Source organism: Pseudoduganella sp. HUAS MS19, from assembly GCF_053615455.1.
Window position 1 is genome coordinate 3,722,180 of sequence record NZ_CM132133.1, and the last position, 21,024, is coordinate 3,743,203.

Here is a 21,024-nt window from a genome sequence, read left to right on the forward strand (position 1 = left end):
ACCGCATGAGTACCTTTTCAACCCTGGACTTGTTTGTCTTCCTGATTTACTTCATCGCCGTGGCCGGCTACGGTATCTGGATCTACCGCCGCAAGCAAAGCAATACCGGCCAGGCTTCGCATGACTACTTCCTGGCCGAAGGTTCGCTGACCTGGTGGGCCATCGGCGCCTCGCTGATTGCGTCCAACATCTCCGCCGAGCAGTTCATTGGCATGAGCGGCTCCGGCTACAAGATCGGCATGGCCATCGCCGTCTACGAACTGATGGCGGCAGCTACGCTGGTCATCGTGGCCGTGTTCTTCATGCCGGTGTACCTGAAGAACCGCATCTATACGATGCCACAGTTCCTTGAACAGCGCTACGGCAAGGCTGTCGCCACCACGATGGCGCTGTTCTGGCTTGGGCTGTACGTGGTGGTCAACCTGACCTCCATCCTGTACCTGGGCGCCCTGGCCATTTCCAGCCTGTCCGGCATCGCCCTGCTGCCCTGCATGCTGTTCCTGGCCGTATTCGCCGCCGTCATCACCCTGGGCGGCATGAAGGTGATCGGCTACACCGACGTGGTGCAGGTGGCCTGCCTGGTGGTCGGCGGCCTGGTCACGACCTGGCTGGCGCTCGACCTGGTGGCCGGCCTGGCCGGCAAGGAAGGCGCGCTGCACGGCCTGTCCGAACTGTTCGGCGCGGCACGCGGCCACTTCGACATGGTGCTGAAGCGCGACGACCCGAACTACATGGACCTGCCCGGCCTGTCTGTGCTGCTGGGCGGCATGTGGATCGTGAACCTGAACTACTGGGGCTGCAACCAGTACATCACCCAGCGAGCGCTGGGCGCCGACTTGCCGACCGCCCGCAAAGGCCTGCTGTTTGCCGCCTTCCTCAAGCTGCTGATGCCGGTGATCGTGGTGCTGCCCGGTATTGCCGCCTACGCGCTGGACAAATCGGGAGCGCTGGGCGACGCCATGCGCCAGGGCGGCGAACTGAATCCGGACCGCGCCTATCCAGTCCTGCTCAACCTGTTGCCATCGGGCCTGAAAGGCGTTGCCTTCGCGGCCCTGACCGCGGCCGTGGTGGCATCGCTGGCCGGCAAGGCCAACAGCATTGCCACCATCTTCACCCTCGACATCTACAACAAGAACTTCAACAAGCAAGCCACCGAGCAGCGCATGGTATGGATTGGCCGCGTCAGCGTGGTGGTGTCGATGGCGCTGGCCGTGCTCATCGCGCCAATGCTGGGCATCGACAAGAAAGGCGGTTTCCAGTACATCCAGGAGTACACCGGCTTTGTGTCGCCCGGCATCCTGGCCATGTTCCTGATGGGCTTCTTCTGGAAGAAGACCACGGCGGGCGCCGCCATGTTCGCCACCGTCGGCGGCCTGGCCGGCTCCATCGTTCTCAAGTTCCTGCCGACCATGATGGATTTGTCCTTCCTGCTGCCGATCGGTTTTGCCAAGGTGACCGAGGCCGGTGTTGCCGAGATTCCATTCCTGGACCGTATGTTCATCGTGTTCTGGTGCGTGATCGCAGGCATGGTCCTGATCAGCAAGCTGGCCGAGGCGCGGCGCGCGGGTGCCGCCAAGCACCTGCACGTGGACACGAGCATGTTCCGCGTCGATGGCGCCTTCACCGTCGGATCGGCCGTCATCGGCGTGGCACTGGCAGCCATCTACGGCTCGCTCTGGTAGCCGCAAGCGCAGTTCCGCGCTCGAGCAAAGGGCCGCCAGGCCCTTTTTTCTTTTCCGGCATTGCGCAATTTCATTCAGCGACTTGGCGGTCTTGACAATTGCCAGCGCCTGCAGTCCCTTGCACAATGCACTGCGCTACGCGGCAAATTCACACTTTGGAAGGGACCATATGAATAAATACAAAATGCGGACGATCGTCCTTGCGATCATCGCCAGCCTCGCCGCGGGCTGCGGTGGCGGCTCGGGAGGCACGGGCAGTGCCCCCGCCACGAATGGCGCCGGGGCCACGCCGGGCACCGGCAGCAGCGGCGGCACCGGCAGCGTGCCTGGCCCGGGTGGCAGCGCCCCCGGCGACACCGGCACCGCGCCCGATCCGGGCAGCGGCGCGCCGGCCAGCAAAGCCACCACCTGGAGCAGCGTTAAATGGGGCGGCGGCGGCTACGTCAGTGGCCTGATCTTCCACCCGTCCACTGCAAACCTGCTGTACGCGCGCACCGACATTGGCGGAGCCTATCGCTGGAATCCGGCCACTTCTTCGTGGACCCCGATCACCGACGGCCTGGGCTTCGGCGCTGCGGAAAGCAAATACCACGGCGTTGAGAGCATCGCCCTCGATCCGAACAACGACCAACTGGTCTACATGGCGACCGGCATGTACACGTTCGAAGGCAACGGGCGCCTGTATATTTCCAGCGACCGTGGCGACCACTGGACGCACGTCGACCTGCCTTTCCCGCTGGGTGGCAACAACTCCGGCCGGGCCATTGGCGAACGCTTGATGGTCGATCCGAACAAGCCCTCGACCCTGTTCTACGGTTCGCGCACCGCGGGCCTGTGGAAAAGCGCCGACTCGGGCAAGACCTGGACCCAGGTCACCGCACTGTCGTCCCTCAAGATGACCCAGGACCAGGTCAATGGCGTCGGCGGCAGCGCGATGGGCGTCGAACTGGTGGTGTACGACACCGGCACCAAGGGCAGCGGAACGACCACCCAAACCATTTACGCGGCCGTCGCCCCTGACTACGCCGGCCTGGCCGGCCTCGGCGCCAACCTGTACAAGTCCAGCGACGGCGGCGCAAGCTGGACGCCGGTGACAACCCCTGTTAGCGGCTACCACATCCCGCACATGGTGCGTGCTGCAGACGGCATGTTCTATGTCGTATTCACCAAGGACGCGGGTCCCGGCGCCGGCGGCCCTGGCCGCCTCTACAGATTCGACGGCAGCAGCTGGACCTTGCTGAAGAGTGAAGACCCGGCGGGCGGCATCAACTTCGGCCTTGGCGGCGTATCGGTCCATGGCAGCGGCGCCACCACCCGCATCGCGCTGGGCGTGACCAACTCCTGGGGCAATTGGAGCGGCCAGCAGATCGTGCAGCTGTCGGACGACGCCGGTCTGAACTGGCGCGAGATCGAAGCGACCATGCCCGGCGAAACCGCCTCGGGCTGGGTCGACGACGTCGAGATCAATCCGTTCAACCGCGACCACATCCTGCACGTCCACGGCGGTGGCATCGTCGAGACCAAGAACGCTTCTTCGGCCACGCCAAGCTGGAACGGCTCAATCGCCAATATCGAGGAAACCGCCACGCTGGCCATCGTCACGCCACCAGCCGGAGCGCCCTACAAGTTCATCAACAGCGCCGGCGACATCGGCACCTGGCTGCAGACCGATGTCACCGCCAAGCCGACCCTGGGTCCCACCACCAACTGGAGCAACGGCAACGCTGCCGACATGGCGTGGGCCGACCCGCTCTTTATCGCCGGCGCCGGCGTTGCCAGCTGGTCCGGTGCTGCCAGCTTCGGCTTCTGGTCAGGCGACGGCGGCAAGACCTGGTCCGACTTCCCCACCCTGCCGGCGGGCGCCCAGGCCAACATCGGCTCCGCCGCCAGCGTGGCGGTCCCGGCCCGCAACAGCATCATCTGGGCGCCAGCCAACTCGGTGCCTTCCTACACCACCAACAATGGCGCCAGCTGGACCGCCACCAACCTGCCGGCACTTCCCGCAGTCGCGCAAGGCTGGGACCGGGGTTATCACCTGGCCGCCGACCGCAAGAACCCGAACAAGGTTTATGCCTACGATTCGGGCGGCGCAACGTGGGGCACGCCGGGCAAGGTCTACGTCTCGAACGACGGCGGCCACACCTTCAGCCTGAGCCAGGGCTCGGTGGCGGCGAACCTCGCGCCAAGCGCCTTCTGGACCACGTCGATGGCGGTCAACCCCAACGCCGAAGGCGACCTCTGGCTGGCCGATGGCAACACCGTCTACCACTCGGTGGATGCGGGCGCGAACTGGACCAGGCTTAATCACTTCGCCGGTGGTGCCGGCACGCAGGGCGCGAGCCTGATCGCGCTGGGCAAGGCGGCCAACGGCGCGAAGTACTCGGCGGCGATCTACGTGGTGGGGACGATCAACGGTGTGTGGGGAGTTTACCGTTCCGACGACGCCGGCGTGACCTGGACCCGCTTTAACGACGATGCCCACCAGTTTGGCGGCATCGGCGTGATGGCGGCTGACCACAACACCTATGGCCGGATCTACATCTCCGGCACCGGTCGCGGCCTGCTCTACTCCAACTAGGGGCGGACGGCCGGGGACAGGCCGCCCGCCGGACAGCGGGCGGTCCGCCGCGGCCAGGGTTTAACGCAGCCGCTTGCCACGCACGTCATAGGTGGCCGCCTGCAGGCGGACGACCTGGCTTAGTGCCTGGCTGCCGGCAGCGTCGGCCGCCAGGACTACCTTGTAATCGCCTGCCGCCACCTGCCAGGTCTTCGATGGGGAGTCATACATCGCCAGCAGACGCGGGTCGACCGTAACGTCCGCCCTTGCGCTGGCACCGGGTTTCACATCGACCTTTTGGAAACCAGCCAGGCGTTTGGGCGCTTCCCAGCGCACCCCGAGCGGGGCCACATAGACTTGCGCCACTTCCTTGCCTGGCACCTTGCCGACGTTCTTCACCGCAAACGATACGCTCAGGACGCCGTCCTTGACGCTCGCTGCCAGGTCGGACAGCGCGAACTCGGAATACGACAGGCCATGGCCGAACGGGAACAGCGGCTTTTTCCCTTTCAGGTCGAACCACTTGTAGCCAACCGCCGCGCCCTCATGGTAATCGACGTCGAAGCGCCGATCCTTTACTTCGGGATAACCGTCAAGCACCGGGCGTGGCAATTGCGCTGCCGAGGCCGGGAAGGTAACGGGCAGGTGCCCGGACGGATTGACTTCGCCGAACAGCACACCAGCGATCGCTTCGCCCCCCTTGCTGCCCGGGTACCAGGCTTCCAGCACGGCCGGCACTTGCGCCAGCCACGGCATCGTGACCGGACCGCCGGTTTGCAGCACCACAACAGTTTTCGGGTTCGCTGCCGCCACTGCGGCAATCAGCGCGTCCTGTTTATCCGGCAGCGACAAGCCGGGAACGTCGAGCGCTTCGGCCGTCCACTGGTTGGCAAACACCAGCACCACGTCGCTGCCGCGCGCCAACCGGGCTGCCCCGGCTATGTCCGTGCCGTCGTGGTATGCCACGGTGGCCGACGGCACACGGTCGCGGATCGCCTTCAGCGGCGAAGAAGCGTAGTACATGACAGGGCCCGGCCAGCTTTTCGGCTCAAGTCCCGGTACGGCATTGCCGCCCTCCGCAGTGACGAGAGAGGAGCCGCCGCCGGCCAGCACGCCCTTGTCGGCATGCCCGCCAATGACGGCGATGCGCTTCAGCGACTTTTTGAGCGGCAGCGCGCCGCCGCTGTTCTTCAGCAGCACCATGCCTTCCTGCGCATCTTTCAGTGAGACGGCGGCGTGCGCCTCGCGGTCGAAGCTTTCCGGCGCCGGCTCGACCGGGCGATCCACCACGCCATGCTCGAACATCGCGTGCAGCACGCGGCGCGCCATGTCGTCCAGGCGCGCTTGCGGCACCCAGCCATTGAGCACGGCTTCCTTCAACGGCGGGCCAAAGTAGTCGGCCAGGTCGAACGGCATGCCCGATTGCTGGTCCAGCCCGGCATTGGCGGCCGGGATGGTACTGTGCACCGCGCCCCAGTCCGACATCACCCAACCCTTGAAGCCCCAGTCCTGCTTCAGCACTTCCGTCAGCAGGTAGCTGTTCTCACAGGCGTGGACGCCGTTGACGCGGTTATAGGAACACATGACGGCGCCCGGGTTCCCCTCTTCCATGGCAAATTGCAGCGCCAGCAGATCCGACATGCGCGCCGCCTGGTCGCCGATCCTGACATTCAGCGCCGTGCGCCCCGACTCCTGGTCATTCAGCGCAAAGTGCTTAAGGGTGGAAATCACATGGTTCGACTGGATGCCGCGGATTTGCGCGCCGACCATCTTCCCCGCCAGCAGCGGGTCCTCGCCGCCATACTCGAAGTTGCGGCCATTGCGCGGTTCGCGTACCAGGTTCACGCCGCCCGCCAGCATCACATTGAAGCCGAAGCCGCGCGCCTCGGCGCCGATCATGGCGCCGCCGCCGTAGGCAAGATCCAGGTCCCAGGTAGCCGCCGTATTCATCCCCGAAGGAAGCGCGGTGGCGGGACGGGCATCCGGCCCGGCCTGGCTGGCCACGCCCAGCCCGGCATCGGTTTGCCACAGGTGCGGGATGCCCAGGCGCGGCACGCCGTAAATGAAGCCGGCGGACTGCAAACGGGATTCGGCCGGACGCCTGGACTTTTTCCATTCCAGGTCGGCGCCCAGGTAACCGTAGACCAGCTTGAGCTTTTCATCGATGGTCATGGCCTGGACAACCAGTGCGGCCCGTTCCCCGGCCGCCAGGCGGCTATCCATCCATGGCTGCCCGCCGGACGCCGGATTGGCCAAGGTGGGACCACCGTGCGCAAGCAGGACGGTACCGCAACATACTGCAGCGGCAAGGAAAATTCTCTTCAGTTTCATATGCTCCTCAGTGTTGAACGCCCCACCCGCACGGGAGGCGAAGGCCGAAAAATGGGAAGGCCCTAAGGCGCCCGCAGGCATTCTGGAATGCTGGGCTACAACGCGGCAATTACGAAAACGGCCAGTCAGGACAACGATTTTTTGCATTTCCAGCTGCGCATGCCGGGTGCTGCTTGTCCGGGCAGGCGAGAGTCCTTATTCTGCTTGTTCCGTTCCCACATCTGAATCGCTATGCAATCCCGCCATCGCCTGCGCCTTGCCGCCGCAACCCTTCTGTCGCTGGTCCTGTCGCCCGCCTGCGCGCAAAAATTCCCCGGCATCGCCGATACCCCGCCAATGGGCTGGAACAGCTGGAACAAGTTCGGATGCGACATCAGCGAAAAGCTGATCCGCGATACCGCCGACGCCATCGCCGGCAACGGCTTGCGCGACGCAGGCTACGTCTACATCAACCTCGATGACTGCTGGCAGGGTCAGCGCGATGCGGACGGCTTCATCCAGCCCGACCCGGTACGTTTCCCATCGGGCATCAAGGCGCTGGCCGATTACGTGCACGAGAAGGGGCTGAAACTCGGTATCTACTCCGACGCCGGCGCCCTCACCTGCGCGAAGCGGCCGGGCAGCCAGGGCCACGAGTACCAGGATGCGCTGCAGTATGCGCGCTGGGGGATCGACTACCTGAAGTATGACTGGTGCCACACCGGCGAAGGCAAGGCGCAGCGCAATCCGCGCGAGGCCTACGCGACGATGCGTGATGCGATCCGCGCCGCCGGGCGCCCGATGGTCTTTTCGATCTGCGAATGGGGCGACAACCAGCCCTGGGAATGGGGCGCCGACATCGGCCACCTGTGGCGCACGACCGGCGACATCACGCACTGCTGGGAATGCGAAGAAGGGCATGGTTCATGGTCATCGCTTGGCGTGCTGAACATCCTCGACAAGCAGGGACCGTTGCGCAAGTATGCCAAACCGGGCCAGTGGAACGATCCGGACATGCTGGAAGTGGGCCTGCTGCCGGCCGCCGGGGAGAACCGCGCCCACTTCAGCATGTGGGCAATGCTTGCCGCGCCGCTGATCTTCGGCGCCGACGTAACGGCCATGCCGGCCGATGTCAGGCAAATTCTTGCCAATCGCGAGGTCATCGCCGTCGACCAGGATCCGCTTGGCATCCAGGGCTTTGCCTTCTTCAAGGCGCGCGGCGTCGAGTATTGGGCCAAGCCATTGGCAGGCGGCGACTGGGCGGTCGCCATCCTCAACCGCACCGATGCACCGAAAAAGATCACCCACGACTGGCGCAAGCACCCCATCGGCGACGACCTCAGCGGCCGCAACGCCGACTTTGCCACGACGGTCTACCAGGTACGCGACCTGTGGGCGGGACGGATGGCGGGAACAACCGAAGTGCCGCTGCAGCTGGCAATTCCGGCCCGCGATGTCGTGATGATGAGGTTGTCGCCACGCTAGCTGGCAGCAAGGACCCGCAGGCCCTTTCGATCATCCGGCGTCCAGCGCCATTGCCCTGTCGCGGTATGCCCTTGGCGTGCATCCCAGCTCACGCTTGAACACCAGATGCATGTACTGGGTCGAGGTAAACCCGCAGCCCAGCGCCACGTCGGCAATGCTGCGCTCCCCGCATTCCAGGCCGGCCTTGGCGGCATCGAGCTTGAACTGCAGGATCACGTCGTGCACGCTGCACCCCAGCTCCTGGCGGAAGTAGGCTTCCAGCGAAGAGCGCGACACGCCAACGTATTCGGCCACCTGATGGGTCTTGATTCCCTGGCAGGCATACTGGCGGATGAAATGCCGCGCGCGAGCCACGTGGGGATGCCGCACCGCCTGGTGCTGGCTCGATGCAAACACATTGATCCCGGACGGCGGCATCAGGATGCGCGTGTTCGACAAGCGCACGCCGTGCAGCATCTGGTCCAGCAAGTGGGCAGCCGTGCGGCCCATCTCCTGCGCGCCCTGGATCACGGAACTGAGGGGAATACGGGTCAGCATGCGCACCAGCGGGTCGTTGTCGATGCCAATCAGCGCCACTTGCTCCGGCACCGCGATGCCTGCGATCACGCAGGCCTGAAGCAACTGGCGCGCCCGCGCGTCCGTTACCGCGATGATGCCGACCGGCTTGGGCAGGCTGCGCAGCCAGGCGATCTGCCCCTCCACCGATTCGTCCCAGGCCGAGGCGCTGGTCTCGCAGCCGCGGAAGATTTCCGCATCCATTTTGTCCGATTCCATCAGCGTGCGGAAAGCATTTTCGCGTTCCTGCGCCCAGCGGTTTTCCCTGGCCTTGGGCAGGCTGAACATGGCAAAGCGGTGCAGGCCCACATCGATCAGGTGGTCGCGCGCCAGTTTGATCAGCTTGAAATTGTCAGTGGCCACGTAGGGCACCCCGCGCGGATATTCCGCTTCGTCGGCATAGGAGCCGCCAATCGCCACTACCGGTACACTGCAGCGCGACAACGCTGCCGCCACGGCCGGATCATCGAAGTCGGCAATAATGCCATCGCCCTGCCAGTCCTCAATGCCCGCCAGGCGCAGGCGAAAATCCTCCTCCAGAAACAAATCCCAGGCCGCGCGCGTGCTGCCAAGATAGGCCGCAATACCGGAAATAACTTCGCGGTCGAAACTCTTGTTTGCATTAAATAACAGGGCAATACGGTGTGCTTTCGAAGTATTCATAATCGCCAATCGCAAATCTGGTTTCGGATGAATACTACGAAGCGTCATTGGATGGCGCGCCGCCTTTTCGGCGCACCTTGCCAATCGGGAGCAGGGAATCGGGCAGTCGCACACTGCCGGCATTAATGCCGAACATTATCTTTTTCATGATGTCTCCAATTAGCCAGGGTGGGCTCCTGGGCACCCCCGGGTCTTCGCATTCAAAAAAAGGTCGCCGGTGACGGCATGGAATGGCTGGCAAAGGACACCTGGCCATGGACCAAGCATAGCAACGGCGCCTCCCGGCACGGTAGCGCGCCGGGAGGAATTTCTATCAATGTGCAGGAAGTGCGATTAGTTGTGCAGGGAGTGCAAGCGTGTCACTCGGTTGCCACACGCTGGGAGGGCTGGCTCTCGGGCAAGGCGGGGGCGGTTTGGAGATCTTGCTGGCTGGCCAGCGAGCGGAAGGCTTTTGGCGTACAGCCATATTCTTCCTTGAACAGCTTATTGAAATAGGAAACGTTGGAATAACCGACCGAATAAGCGATCTCCGAAACCGTGGCCGAGCTTTTCTCCGACAATAACCTGGCGGCCTGGGTCAGGCGCAATTTATTGAGATAACTGGTGAAAGTCATCCCCAATTCGGTTTTTAATACTTCGTTGACTTTATTGCGATTGGTTCCGGTGGCTGAAACCACGCATTCCAGGTCCAGTTCGGGATTGGTATAATTTGTCGCGATATAGCGCAGCACGCTGGCCTTTTCTTTATCCTTGTATGGCTCGAGTGTCAATTCCCGATAGGCGACCAGCGGCAAATCTTCCTTCATCTTCGAATTCAGGCTGGAGGTCAGTGCCTGCGCGTGCGCCCGGAAGAACCACAAGGCGAACGCCAGCCAGCTCGCCAGCAGGATGGCCACCAGGGCTGCAATATATCGGTAGTCGCGGCCATGCAGTGTCAGTTCGCTGATATCCAGATAGGAATCGACGTGTTGCGGGCTTTGGCTGCTGCTCCCGAACACGATCTTCGACACCTTTTTCAGCTCATAGCCCTGGTGCGACAGGTCCAGCTTGACCGAATAGAACCACCAGTCCGGAATCGCAAGCCGCGACAGGTCGAGCGATACCGGGACGCCCCTCGCATTGCAGGAAAAATAAGTACCGGGAGAACGGTATGTCAGGAATTCGCCGACCCGGGAAATGTTGTCGTCGAAGGTCGAAATGCCGAAGATCATCGAGTTCGAGGGGGCGCATTTGGCCAGAAACGAGATCTCGCTGTACCTGGTCCAGTCGGCGTGAGCCACCTGCCCCCCGGCGTCGCGCAGCACCATTCCGGCGGAAGCGAAGGGGTATTGCCCGGCGTTGGTCACCTTGAAGTCGAAGCGCAGCTGTTCGCGCTGCAGGTCAGGTATGCGGGCGCTTGACGTGCCGCCCATGGTCTGGTCGGTGTTGGTCATGTAATGCCAACCCGGGCCGGTCCCGCGCGCCGCCAACAGGGGGATGGACAAATAGCTTTGGTAGATCAGGAAGAACGCCAGCAATGCATCCGCGATCACCAGGCCGATCAGTGCCAGCAAGGCCTGCTTGTAGAATTTTTGCATCATTCCAGATGGTTGAACTGTCTCCGTATGCGAAGCCTCTTGCCGGGCTTGCTTATTGCATCATAACAGTTCAACGAGTGAAAGGGGCAGCAATCGTGCCCCCTCCCCTTCATCGCGCCCGGCGCAGCGCTTTGCCGTTCACGTCATAGCTGGCAGCTTCCAGGTGGACCACCGTGCTGACCGCCTGGCTGCCTGCGGCATCGGCCGCCAGTGTCACCTTGTAGTCCCCCTTGGCGACGTTCCAGGTCTTGCTGGCCGAGTCGTACATGGCCAGCAGGCGCGGGTCGACCGTGACCGTGGCCCGGGCCTCGCCTCCCGGCGCCAGGTCGACCTTCTGGAAACCGGCCAGCCGCTTGGGCGCTTCCCACCTGGCTTTCAGCGGCGCTACGTAGACCTGGGCTACCTCCTTACCCGCCACTTTGCCAGTGTTCCTTACCGTGAACGAAGCCTGCAGGGTGCCGTTCTTCACGCTGGCGGACAGGCCCGAGAAGCCAAAATCGGTGTACGACAGGCCATGGCCGAACGGGAACAGCGGCTTCAACCCTTTCGAGTCGAACCATTTGTAGCCCACGGCCGCGCCTTCGCGGTATTCGACGTCAAAGCGCTTGTCGGCCACCTCGGGATAGCCATCCAGCACGGGGCGCGGCAACTGCGCTTCCGACGCCGGGAACGTCGCCGGCAGGTGGCCGGACGGGTTGACTTCCCCGAACAGGATGCTGGCGATCGCTTCGCCGCCGCTGGTGCCCGGATACCAGGCTTCCAGCACGGCCGGCACTTTCGACAGCCACGGCATGGTCACCGGGCCGCCCGTTTCCAGTACCACTACGGTCTTCGGGTTGGCTGCGCTAACCGCCGCGATCAATTCGTCCTGCTTGCCGGGCAGCGACAGGTTGGGCACATCGAACGCCTCGCCGGTCCACTGGGTGGCGAAGACCAGCACCACGTCGCTCTCCTGCGCCAGCCTGGCCGCGGCAGCCTTGTCGCTGCCATCGTCGAAACTCACCTGCGCGCCCGGCAAGCGCTGCTGGATGGCCTTCAGCGGCGCCGACGGGTAGTACATGATAGGCCCAGGCCAGGTCTTCGGCTCCATGCCTGGCACCGCATTGCCCCCGGCCGGATACACCAGTGAAGAGCCGCCGCCCGCCAGCACGCCCTTGTCGGCATGGCCGCCAATCACCGCCACGCGCCGCAGGGACTTCGCCAGCGGCAGGACAGCGCCGTCATTCTTCAGCAGGACCATGCCCTCCTGCGCATCCTTCAGCGACACCGTGCCATTGGCTTTGAAGTCGATCTTGCCCGGTTCCGGTGCGACAGGGTGGTCCACCACGCCGTGTTCGAACATTGCGTGCAGCACGCGTCGCGCCATATCGTCCAGGCGCGCCTGCGGCACCCAGCCGTTCAGTACCGCTTCTTTCAACGGCGGGCCGAAATAGTCGGACAGGTCGAAAGGCATGCCCGATTGCTGGTCCAGGCCGGCATTGGCAGCGGGGATGGTGCTGTGGGTGGCGCCCCAGTCCGACATGACCCAGCCCTTGAAACCCCAGTCCTTCTTCAACACCTCGTTGAGCAGGTAGTTGCTCTCGCAGGCGTAGACGCCGTTGACGCGGTTATACGCGCACATGACGGAACCGGGATTGCCCTCTTCCTTGGCGATCTGCAATGCCAGCAGGTCCGACATGCGTGCCGACCGGTCGTCGATCTTCACATTCAGGGTGGTGCGGCCGGTCTCCTGGTCGTTCAGCGCGAAGTGCTTCAGTGTCGACACGACACGGCTCGACTGCACGCCCTTGATCTGGGCGCCAACCATCTTGCCCGCCAATAAGGGATCTTCGCCGCCGTACTCGAAATTGCGGCCATTGCGCGGGTCGCGCATCAGGTTGACGCCGCCGGCCAGCAGGACGTTGAAGCCATAGCCGCGCGCCTCCGCGCCAATCATCGCGCCGCCGGCAAACGCGGTTTGCGGGTCCCAGGTGGCCACCGTGTTCAGGCCCGACGGCAGCGCCGTGGCCGCGCGTACATGGGGCCCGCCCTGGCTGGCCACGCCGACGCCGGCGTCGGTCAGCCACAGGTTCGGAATGCCCAGGCGCGCAACGCCGTACACAAATCCGGCCGACTGGTTGTACGACTCCTGCGGACGCTTGTACTTCTTGGCGTCATTGTCCATCCCGAAATAGCCAAATACCAGCTTCAGCTTTTCATCCTGGGTCATTTCCCTGATCACCAGTTCGGCACGCTCCGCCGCGCCCAGTTGTGGATTCATCCACGGTTTGCCATCCGACGCGGCCAGCGCAGGTCCGCAGCACAAGGCAACAGCGGCAGACAGGAGACTGATCGTTTTCTTCAATTTCATGGGTTCCTCGAAAAAAGGGGCAGCCGTGGCCGCCCCGAAAACTACCGGAAAAAGGTAGAGGAGACTACAGCTTACAACAACGGCGCCTGGACTCCGGGCGGCACTGGCCGGCCGGCGCGCCAGGAATTCGCGAAATCTCATTTCGATGCATTGACGATGGCGCCGATGACATCGGGGAAGGCTTGCGCACCGGTCGCACGGTCGAAAAGCCCCATCTGGTGATTGCTGGTGTAACCGTTATCCCAATACATTGGCACCACCCCGCGCGTAAATGCCGCGCGCGAGACGTACTGGTCCCACGCCTTGCGATAGCTGCCGCCCGGATCGTGTTCGATACGCAGGATCGCGCCGAACTCGCCCAGCAGAACGGGGATACCCTTGTCGATGAAAGCACTCTTCATCTTCTGCAACTGGCCATCGGTAAAGCTTTCGTTGGCCCAGCCCGACGGATTGGCCGTCTGGCCCCACCTCCAGGTAGTGCTCTTCGCATCCAGCGTGAAGTCGAACGGGTCGTAATAATGCACTTCCATCATCATGCGATCGGCTACCCTGTCGTTTGGCATGCTGGCATTGCAGCTGATGGCGTGGTCGATATTGGTGTTGAAAGCCTGCACTACCAGGTGGCGGCTGGCGTTGTTGCCGCCGGTGGCACGCACGGCCGAAATGAAGGCCTGGTTGAACCCCTTCTGTACGTCGCAGTACTCGGCGCTCGGCGGATTGTAATTGCCGTCCACCATCACCTCATTGGTACCGGCGAACAGCAATGTGTCGTCGTGATTCCTGAAGTTGTTGGCGATCTGCGTCCAGAACTTGCTCAGGCGCGCATTGGCAACTGACTGTTGGGCATACGTCGGCTGCATCCAGCCGCCGTCCCAGTGAATATTGATCATCGCCACCAGCCCGGCATTGCGGGCGTAGTTTGCGACTTCGGTCACACGCTCCATCCACTGCGGGCTGATGTTGTCATTGGCGTCGGCATACTGCTTCCATGACACCGGAATGCGTACGCTCCTGAAGCCGGCAGCCTTGACCGCATTGAACAGCGCCTGGGATGCTTTCGGATTACCCCAGCCGGTTTCATTGAAATTGCGGCTGCCCCAGACATACGTGCCGCCCATCGCTTCCAGCGAGTTGCCCAGGTTCCAGCCCGGCGCCATCTGGGCCGACAACTGCATGCTGGTCTGGTTGCGCATCACGCCAACGCGCACTGCATGCGCCGAACCCGAGCTGAAGCTGCCGCCACCGGCACTGAACTTGATCCAGTACCAGTACACCTTGCCTGCCGCGGCGCTGCGATCGGTATAGCTTGTTGCGCTCTTTCCCAGGATCGCAAGGCGGCTGCGGCCATCCGGATCGCTGTCGCTATCGCGATAAACCTGCAGAGCGCTGACGGCGCCGTTGACGGTCCAGTTCAGGCGTACCTCGCTGCCTGTGCCGCTGGCGCTCAGGCATACCGTCGCGCCGCCGCCGCTGCCACAACGCTGGGCGTGTACGAATGGCGCCGCGCCAAGCGCAAGGGCGAAGACGGTCCTCGTCACCACGGATCTCATTTGCTCTTCCTTTCATTGTTTGGCCCATTGTGTGAGTTGCGCCGGCACGCCGCAATTGCAAAAACCGCCAACGGGGAAAATGAAATTGCGCAGCTCCTGGCCAAAACATTGGCGCGCCGGCAGAGAGCCGCCACAATGGCACGAACGGAAAATCAAGATCAGGGAAGATACCGAATGCTCAGACACAGAATTCTTTCGGCCGCAATGGCCTGCGCTCTCGCCGGCGCTGCCTGGGGCCAGGCTGCGCCGGCTGCCGTCCCGCCAATGCCCACCATCCTGTATGGGACCGCCTACTACCACGAGTACATGCCCTACGACCGGCTGGAAAAGGACGTGCAGATGATGAAAGCCGCCGGCTTTAATGTCGTGCGCCTGGGCGAATCGACCTGGAGCCTGTGGGAACCGGAAGACGGCCGCTTTGAATATGCCTGGATGGACCGCGTCATCGATGCCATGGGAAAGGCCGGCATCAAGGTCATCATGGGCACCCCCACCTACTCGATTCCCGCCTGGATGGCCAAGCAGAACCCGGAAATCCTGGCCCGCAAATTCAACGGGGTGCAGAATATGTACGGCATGCGCCAGAACATGAACACCGACTCGGCGGCCTACCGCTTCTATGCCGAGCGGCTGATCCGCAGGATCGTCAGCCGCTACAAAGACAACCCGAACGTCATCGGCTGGCAGGTCGATAACGAAACCAGCACCTACGGCGCGGCCAACGATGATGTCTTCGTGCGCTTCCAGCACTACCTGGAGAAGAAGTTCGGCACGCCGCAAAACCTCAGCAAGGCCTGGTTCCTGAACTACTGGGGCCAGAACCTGCATTCCTGGGTGGACCTGCCGCGCCCAGACGCCGCACAAAGCACCGGATACAAGCTGGAATGGTCGCGCTGGGGGCAGATGCGCGTGACCGACTTCCTGCACTGGCAGGCGAAGCTGGTGCGCGAGCATGCTTCGCCGCGCCAGTTCGTCACCCACGATTTTGCCGGCTCCATGCACAGCGACGTCAATGAGGAAGCCGTGTCGGCGGCACTCGACATGCCGGCCGTGAACATCTACCACTGGGGCCAGCGCGAACAATACAACGGCGCCGAACAGACCTTGCAGGCGGACTTCACGCGCTCGCTCAAGCGCAACAACTTCCTGGTCACCGAGACCAATGCACAGACAACGGACTGGAGTTCCTCGTTCCAGTATCCGCCCTATGACGGCCAGTTCCGCCAGGACGTCTACACCCACCTGTCCAACGGGTCAAATATGGTCGAGTACTGGCACTGGTCGTCGATCCACGCCAACCAGGAGACCTACTGGAAAGGCGTGCTGTCGCACGATATGGAGCCAAATCGCGCTTATGCCGAGATGAGCCGCACTGGACGCGAGCTGCAGAAGATCGGCCCCCGCCTGGTCAACCTCAAGCTGCACAGCGACGTCGCCATCCTGTGGAGCCGCGATTCGCTGAACGCCCTCAATGACATGCCCTTTGCCAAGGAGACCCAATGGGGCGGTGGCGGCAGCAAGGCCGACTACGGTTCGCTGGTGCGGCAAATGCACCGCGCCTTGTACGACATGAAGGTCGGCGCAGATTTCGTTTTCCCTGAAGTGCAGGACTTTTCCCAATACAAGCTCCTGCTCGTTCCTGCCCTGTACGTGGCGGACGACGCGCTGCTGAAGCGTATCACCGAGTACATCCGCAAGGGCGGCCGCGTGGTCATGACCTTCAAGAGCGGTTTCGCCAACGAGAATGCCGCGGTACGCTGGACGATGGCGCCCGGCCCGCTGCGCGAGGCGCTTGGTTTCCATTACCAGGAGTTTTCCAACCTGGCGCAACCCCTGGCGCTGAAGGGCGATCCGTTCCAGGCCGGCGGCGACAACAAGGTCCAGTACTGGGCCGAGTTCCTGCAGCTCGACAGCGCCAAGGCCCTGGCCTATTACGACCATCACTTCTTCGGGCGCTGGCCGGCAATCACACAGAACGAGTACGGGGCGGGCAAGGTTATCTACCAGGGGACCCATCTCACGGACAAGCTGCAAAAGGCCGTGCTGAAGTCTGTACTGGAAGATGCCGGCCTGTCCGGCCCGGACCAGCAATTGCCGGCGCAGGTACATACCCGAAGCGGCACCAACGGCTACGGCAGGACGATACGCTACTTCTTCAACTATTCCGGCGACGCGGCAAGCTTCAACTACCAATACAAGCCCGGCACCGACCTGCTCACGTCGCGCCCGGTCAAGGCCGGCGACACGATGTCCCTTGGACCATGGGAGCTGGCCATCGTCGAAGAAGCGGCGGGCCGCTAGGGACGAAAGCCGGAGCCCGGGTCCCGGCTCATTTCAGGAGCGCCTCGACATCCGGGCGTAGTGCGCCGGCCAGCACCCGGTAGCCTTTCTCCGAGAAATGCAGGAGATCGGGTTGAAGCTCTCTTGACAGCAGGCCGCTTTCGCCCAGGAAGTATCGGCTGTAATCGCGGAAAAAAACGGTCTTTCCATCGTCCAGCGTGCGTATTCCCTTGTTGAGGGCGACTATGCGCCGGCGCGGCTCCGAATCCGGAGCATCCTCGGGCAGCACGGCGTTCAGCAGGATTCGTGCCTTGGGATACTGTGTGCGCAACTGCGCGACCACCGCCTGGACTCCGGCCAGTACGTCATCCGGGCTCTCCATGCACAGGTTGATGTTGTTAACGCCGATCATGAGGACCACCAGCCTGGGTGCCAGCGACGCTAGGTCCGGCTGCCGCAGGCGCCATAGTACGTTGCCGGTATGATCGCCGCCGATACCAAAATTGGCCGCTTTGATTCCGCCAAAATTCTCTTCCCACAACGCTTTGGGCCACATTTCGGTCAGCGAGTCGCCCACGAACATGACATCGACTCCACCCTGGCCGGCCCGGGCGGACTGGTCGGCATGCATCTGCTCCCAGCGGGCGATCGACATCCATGGGTAGTCCACCTGGCGAGGCGCTGCTGCGGTCGCGCAAGGGGCTGCCGCTGCGGCCTGCACCGCGAAAGCTAGCAGCAGGCTGGCATACATGGCCTTGTACATGGTCGACGTTACCTCCTTATTTCGATAGCAGCTTCTGCAATATTGGTTCGAGGCTGCGCGCCCAGATCTCGTAGCCCTTCTCATGCGGATGCAGCAAATCAGGCATGATATCGCGCGATAAGCTGCCATCCGCATTCAGCAGCGAAGCGTTGATATTGGCGTAGAAGACGTGCTCGCCGTCGGCAAAGCTCGAGATGATCGAGTTTACGCTTTCGTTCAGCCGCCGCAGGAAGGCCGCCGGTTGCTCTTCCCGCGGGAAGATTGCCAGCAGCAGTATCCTGGTGCGCGGCAAGCGCGAGCGCAGTTCGTCAATGATCGCCTTGATGCCGGCAGCCGTTGCTTTGGGGTCATCGTGGCGGTCACCCGCGTTGTTGGTACCTATCATCAGCACGGCCACCTCTGGCGCCAGCCCGTCCACCTCCCCGTGGCGCAGTCGCCACAGCACGTTCTCGGTGTGGTCGCCGCCAAAACCCAGTGCGACGGCATCATGCCTGGCATAATGCCGCTGCCACACTGCGCGCCCCTCCTTTTCCCAGCCCTCCGTGATGGAATCGCCGATGAACACGAGCCTTGGTTTTTTGCCCGCCGCAATGAGTTTGCGGTTCTCCTCGAGCTTCCTTTCATGGCGCTGCAGCCAAGGCACCAGCGACCAGGCATGGCTCAGTGGCTCCGGCGTTGCCGGCTGGGTGCGGTAATCCGGACAAGTCGCGTTCGGCGCACCGGATCTCACCAGCCTGATGTTGGCGAGCGCCGCTTGTCCCGTGCCGTTGGCCTCCAGGGAGAACGGCACCCTCACCTTGCTGAAGTCGTCCTCGCCGCGCATAAAGCACGAGATCGGAAACGACAGGCGCTGCCAGCCTCTGCCCTGCAAAGCCTTGCCCGCCACGACATAGGAAACCTTGCGGTAGCATTCCGGACCGCAGTGCATGGCGAAGTAGATGCCGCCCTGGCTGGAGTCAATCACATTGAGGTCGAATTCGAGCGTTCCGCCAGCGGCGAAAGGCCGCAGATCCAATGGCGGCCCGCCCTCCAGGCGCAGGGCGCTGAACCAGTTGTCCTTCCATTGCAGCGCAAGCGCTCCCTGCCTGCCTTCGACCTCGCCAATGCGCAAGGCGACCGAGGCGGCCGGCGGTGCTTCAAAGCCGCCAATGGTGGCACTCCATGCCGGCGCGGGTTTGCCCGCGAAAAGAACGAACTCGCTCGCGCTGGCCGCACATGCATCCGCGCCGGCGGCCGCCAGGAGCAAGGCCGTGCATGCTCGAAAAGATGTAGTCATGCTGCGATTCTGCCGAGGGCCGCGATGCCGGGCAATTACGAAAACCGCCAGCTGACGGAACGAAATTCAGCAGCCCTAGAACCATTTCCGGTACAGCGCAGCAAATATGCCGTGGTCCTTGACGGTCTCAAGCCCCTTCCGGAAGCGCTCGACCAGATGGTCGTCGGTCTTCGCTCCAAACGCCATGTAGCTGCCCCCGCTCCCGAGCTCCGGCAGATGCAGGGCGCGCACCAGGACGTGTTCCGGGTCGCCACCCTCGCGCCGCACCAGGTCGAGCGCCACGATCTCGCTCATCGCCCACAAGTCGACCCGGCCCAGTTTGAGCTTCTCGTATGTCGTTTTTGGCTGGGCATTGCCATGCAATTGCAGGCCTTTGACGAACCCCTTGGACTCGAGGTATTGCTCGCGCGCGTCGCCATTGATCGTGCCGATCCGGTAATGCTGCGCGTCGCTGAGGCTGTGGATCCGCAGCTTACGCTCGCGCAGGGCGAACAGGTAGGAGCTGTCGGGCGGTGAAACCACGCCAACCCATTTGAACAGTTGCTCGCGCTCTGGCGTGCGCAACATGGAAAAGATCAGCACATTCTCCGCGTGCAGTGCCGTCGAGTAGGCACGCGCCCAAGGCATGACGTGGAAGTCGCACTGCATATCGACTTCCTTCAGCACAGCCTGGATCACCTCCGTACTGAATCCGGTAACTTTGCCGTTCTCCAGGAAATTGACAGGCCGGTTCTCCTCCGTCACACAGGTGAGCGAAGTCACGGCGTGGGCGAAGCGCGCCAGGCAAAGCAAGCCCATCCAGGTCAGCAGGCGAAGCGTTTCCATTGTCCAGACGATGTATGGCCCTGCAAGCATTTTACACAAGACCATCGCGGCACGGGACCGGCCAACGGCTGAGTACTCAGCGGAAAACCAGCTGGGCAAACTGGTAGAGGCCCTCGGCCCAGCTCTCCCGGTCGTGCCCATAACCGTCGACATGCCAGACGTGCGGCACACCACGCCGGCGCAGCGCACGGTGAAATTCCTGCGACACGCCGATCAGCCCATCCCGATTCCCGCACGACAAGTACAGCAAGCGCGGGTGCCCCGCCGCCGGCCGCAACAGGCTCGCGGCAGCCCGCGTGTTGGGCGCCGCCGAGAAGCCGCCCACCCAGGAAAATGCCTCCGGGTGGGCGAGGCCAAAGTTCAAGGCCTGGCCGCCGCCCATCGACAAGCCGGCTATGGCACGCTGCCGTGCCTCGGGCAGTGTCGGATAGGCGCGGTCGATCGCCGGAACCAGGTGCTCCAGCAGGTCGCGCTCGAAGTGGGCAAACCCGGCGACATGCTCCTTCGAGAACTTGACTTCTTCCGGCGCGGGCCGGTCGTCAGGCAGTGCGCGGCCATTGGGCATGACAACGATCATCGGCACCGCCTGCCGGCGGCGATCAACTGATCGAGAATCGGTGCGGCGCGCACATAGGCTGGCCATTCACTGTGCGTGCCGGCCAGGCCATGCAGCAGGTACAGGACCGGGTAACGGCGCTGTTCGGTAAAGCCCGCCGGTAGATACACGCTGGCCAGGCGCCGCGTTCCCGTGACCGCAGAGTCGTACCCGAATTCCACCAGGCTGCCCGCCGCAACGCCCGGGCGGGCCTCGTCGAAACCGGCTGGCGGCGCTGGGAATGCGCGCACCTCGTCAGGCCCGTTGGCGATTGAGCGGGGAGCTATTGCCGTGTGCTGCTCGGGATTGGCGGCGATGCGATGATGCTGCTCCGGCATCGTGCAGGCCACGGCAAGCATGCCAACGGCCATCAGTCGAACAATTCTGTCAAACATTGGAGGCATTCCGGTCAGGTGGGGCGATCGCGCTGCAAGCAGCGATGATTGTCGAGTGCCCGCAACTGCCGGGCAATACCAAAAACCGCCAGCTGCAGCCATGATTTTCAGCAGCTTGCACGGCTTGGCGGATTTCATTGGACGCGTTGGCCGTTTTCGCC

The 21,024-nt window shown here is 63.1% G+C and carries 12 protein-coding genes and 1 pseudogene; 4 read left to right on the plus strand and 9 right to left on the minus strand.

Translation table 11 applies throughout. The features are described 5' to 3' along the window. Positions 1-5: 5 nt before the first annotated feature. Both ACWBU6_RS16875 and ACWBU6_RS16880 read left to right on the plus strand, forming a co-directional pair. A complete protein-coding gene (locus ACWBU6_RS16875; RefSeq protein ID WP_452644572.1) occupies positions 6-1,682 on the plus strand; it encodes a sodium:solute symporter family transporter in 1,677 nt (558 codons plus the stop codon). A gap of 169 nt (positions 1,683-1,851) precedes the next feature. Further along, positions 1,852-4,260 carry a dockerin gene (locus ACWBU6_RS16880; RefSeq protein WP_452644573.1) on the plus strand — a complete coding sequence of 803 codons (2,409 nt, stop codon included), beginning with the start codon at positions 1,852-1,854 and terminating at the stop codon, positions 4,258-4,260. 60 nt (positions 4,261-4,320) lie between these two features. Here ACWBU6_RS16880 and ACWBU6_RS16885 read toward each other — a convergent pair whose 3' ends face one another. Continuing rightward, on the minus strand, positions 4,321-6,570 hold the full coding sequence (locus ACWBU6_RS16885; RefSeq protein ID WP_452644574.1) for a glycoside hydrolase family 3 C-terminal domain-containing protein: 2,250 nt from the start codon (positions 6,568-6,570) through the stop codon (positions 4,321-4,323). A gap of 231 nt (positions 6,571-6,801) precedes the next feature. Here ACWBU6_RS16885 and ACWBU6_RS16890 point away from each other — a divergent pair, with 231 nt between their 5' ends. Beyond that, positions 6,802-8,034 carry a glycoside hydrolase family 27 protein gene (locus tag ACWBU6_RS16890; protein WP_452644575.1) on the plus strand — a complete coding sequence of 411 codons (1,233 nt, stop codon included), beginning with the start codon at positions 6,802-6,804 and terminating at the stop codon, positions 8,032-8,034. A gap of 30 nt (positions 8,035-8,064) precedes the next feature. On the opposite strand, the gene ACWBU6_RS16895 is transcribed toward ACWBU6_RS16890, so the two are convergent. The 4 genes from ACWBU6_RS16895 to ACWBU6_RS16910 all read right to left on the minus strand — a co-directional run bounded on the left by ACWBU6_RS16895 (position 8,065) and on the right by ACWBU6_RS16910 (position 14,717). Next, positions 8,065-9,252, minus strand: a complete 1,188-nt coding sequence (locus tag ACWBU6_RS16895) for a XylR family transcriptional regulator (protein WP_452644576.1) — start codon at positions 9,250-9,252, stop codon at positions 8,065-8,067. A gap of 359 nt (positions 9,253-9,611) precedes the next feature. Further along, entirely contained in the window at positions 9,612-10,832 is a 1,221-nt protein-coding gene (locus tag ACWBU6_RS16900; protein ID WP_452644577.1) for a helix-turn-helix domain-containing protein, read from the minus strand. A gap of 106 nt (positions 10,833-10,938) precedes the next feature. Then, positions 10,939-13,179: a glycoside hydrolase family 3 C-terminal domain-containing protein gene (locus tag ACWBU6_RS16905; protein ID WP_452644578.1), complete on the minus strand. Its 2,241-nt coding sequence runs from the start codon at positions 13,177-13,179 to the stop codon at positions 10,939-10,941. Between the two features lie 137 nt (positions 13,180-13,316). Then, entirely contained in the window at positions 13,317-14,717 is a 1,401-nt protein-coding gene (locus ACWBU6_RS16910) for a cellulase family glycosylhydrolase (protein ID WP_452644579.1), read from the minus strand. Between the two features lie 186 nt (positions 14,718-14,903). On the opposite strand from ACWBU6_RS16910, the gene ACWBU6_RS16915 reads away from it, so the two are divergent. Beyond that, on the plus strand, positions 14,904-17,030 hold the full coding sequence (locus tag ACWBU6_RS16915) for a beta-galactosidase (protein WP_452644580.1): 2,127 nt from the start codon (positions 14,904-14,906) through the stop codon (positions 17,028-17,030). Between the two features lie 28 nt (positions 17,031-17,058). Here ACWBU6_RS16915 and ACWBU6_RS16920 read toward each other — a convergent pair whose 3' ends face one another. From ACWBU6_RS16920 to ACWBU6_RS16935, 4 genes and pseudogenes are all read right to left on the minus strand, one after another. Further along, complete coding sequence (locus tag ACWBU6_RS16920; RefSeq protein ID WP_452644581.1) at positions 17,059-17,772, minus strand: GDSL-type esterase/lipase family protein; 714 nt, start codon at positions 17,770-17,772, stop codon at positions 17,059-17,061. Positions 17,773-17,788: 16 nt separating this feature from the next. Beyond that, entirely contained in the window at positions 17,789-19,048 is a 1,260-nt protein-coding gene (locus ACWBU6_RS16925; RefSeq protein WP_452644582.1) for a GDSL-type esterase/lipase family protein, read from the minus strand. 75 nt (positions 19,049-19,123) lie between these two features. Continuing rightward, entirely contained in the window at positions 19,124-19,873 is a 750-nt protein-coding gene (locus ACWBU6_RS16930; RefSeq protein ID WP_452644583.1) for a substrate-binding periplasmic protein, read from the minus strand. A gap of 76 nt (positions 19,874-19,949) precedes the next feature. Continuing rightward, positions 19,950-21,001: pseudogene (locus ACWBU6_RS16935) on the minus strand (alpha/beta hydrolase). Positions 21,002-21,024: the final 23 nt, after the last annotated feature.

Excerpts from the sequence above, each read along its gene's own strand:
- ACWBU6_RS16900 (WP_452644577.1), bottom strand. The coding sequence starts at position 10,832 with ATGATGCAAAAATTCTACAAGCAGGCCTTGCTGGCACTGATCGGCCTG.
- ACWBU6_RS16880 (WP_452644573.1), top strand. The coding sequence starts at position 1,852 with ATGAATAAATACAAAATGCGGACGATCGTCCTTGCGATCATCGCCAGC.
- ACWBU6_RS16930 (WP_452644583.1), bottom strand. The coding sequence starts at position 19,873 with ATGGAAACGCTTCGCCTGCTGACCTGGATGGGCTTGCTTTGCCTGGCG.
- ACWBU6_RS16920 (WP_452644581.1), bottom strand. The coding sequence starts at position 17,772 with ATGTACAAGGCCATGTATGCCAGCCTGCTGCTAGCTTTCGCGGTGCAG.
- ACWBU6_RS16885 (WP_452644574.1), bottom strand. The coding sequence starts at position 6,570 with ATGAAACTGAAGAGAATTTTCCTTGCCGCTGCAGTATGTTGCGGTACC.
- ACWBU6_RS16890 (WP_452644575.1), top strand. The coding sequence starts at position 6,802 with ATGCAATCCCGCCATCGCCTGCGCCTTGCCGCCGCAACCCTTCTGTCG.
- ACWBU6_RS16925 (WP_452644582.1), bottom strand. The coding sequence starts at position 19,048 with ATGACTACATCTTTTCGAGCATGCACGGCCTTGCTCCTGGCGGCCGCC.
- ACWBU6_RS16875 (WP_452644572.1), top strand. The coding sequence starts at position 6 with ATGAGTACCTTTTCAACCCTGGACTTGTTTGTCTTCCTGATTTACTTC.
- ACWBU6_RS16915 (WP_452644580.1), top strand. The coding sequence starts at position 14,904 with ATGCTCAGACACAGAATTCTTTCGGCCGCAATGGCCTGCGCTCTCGCC.
- ACWBU6_RS16905 (WP_452644578.1), bottom strand. The coding sequence starts at position 13,179 with ATGAAATTGAAGAAAACGATCAGTCTCCTGTCTGCCGCTGTTGCCTTG.
- ACWBU6_RS16895 (WP_452644576.1), bottom strand. The coding sequence starts at position 9,252 with ATGAATACTTCGAAAGCACACCGTATTGCCCTGTTATTTAATGCAAAC.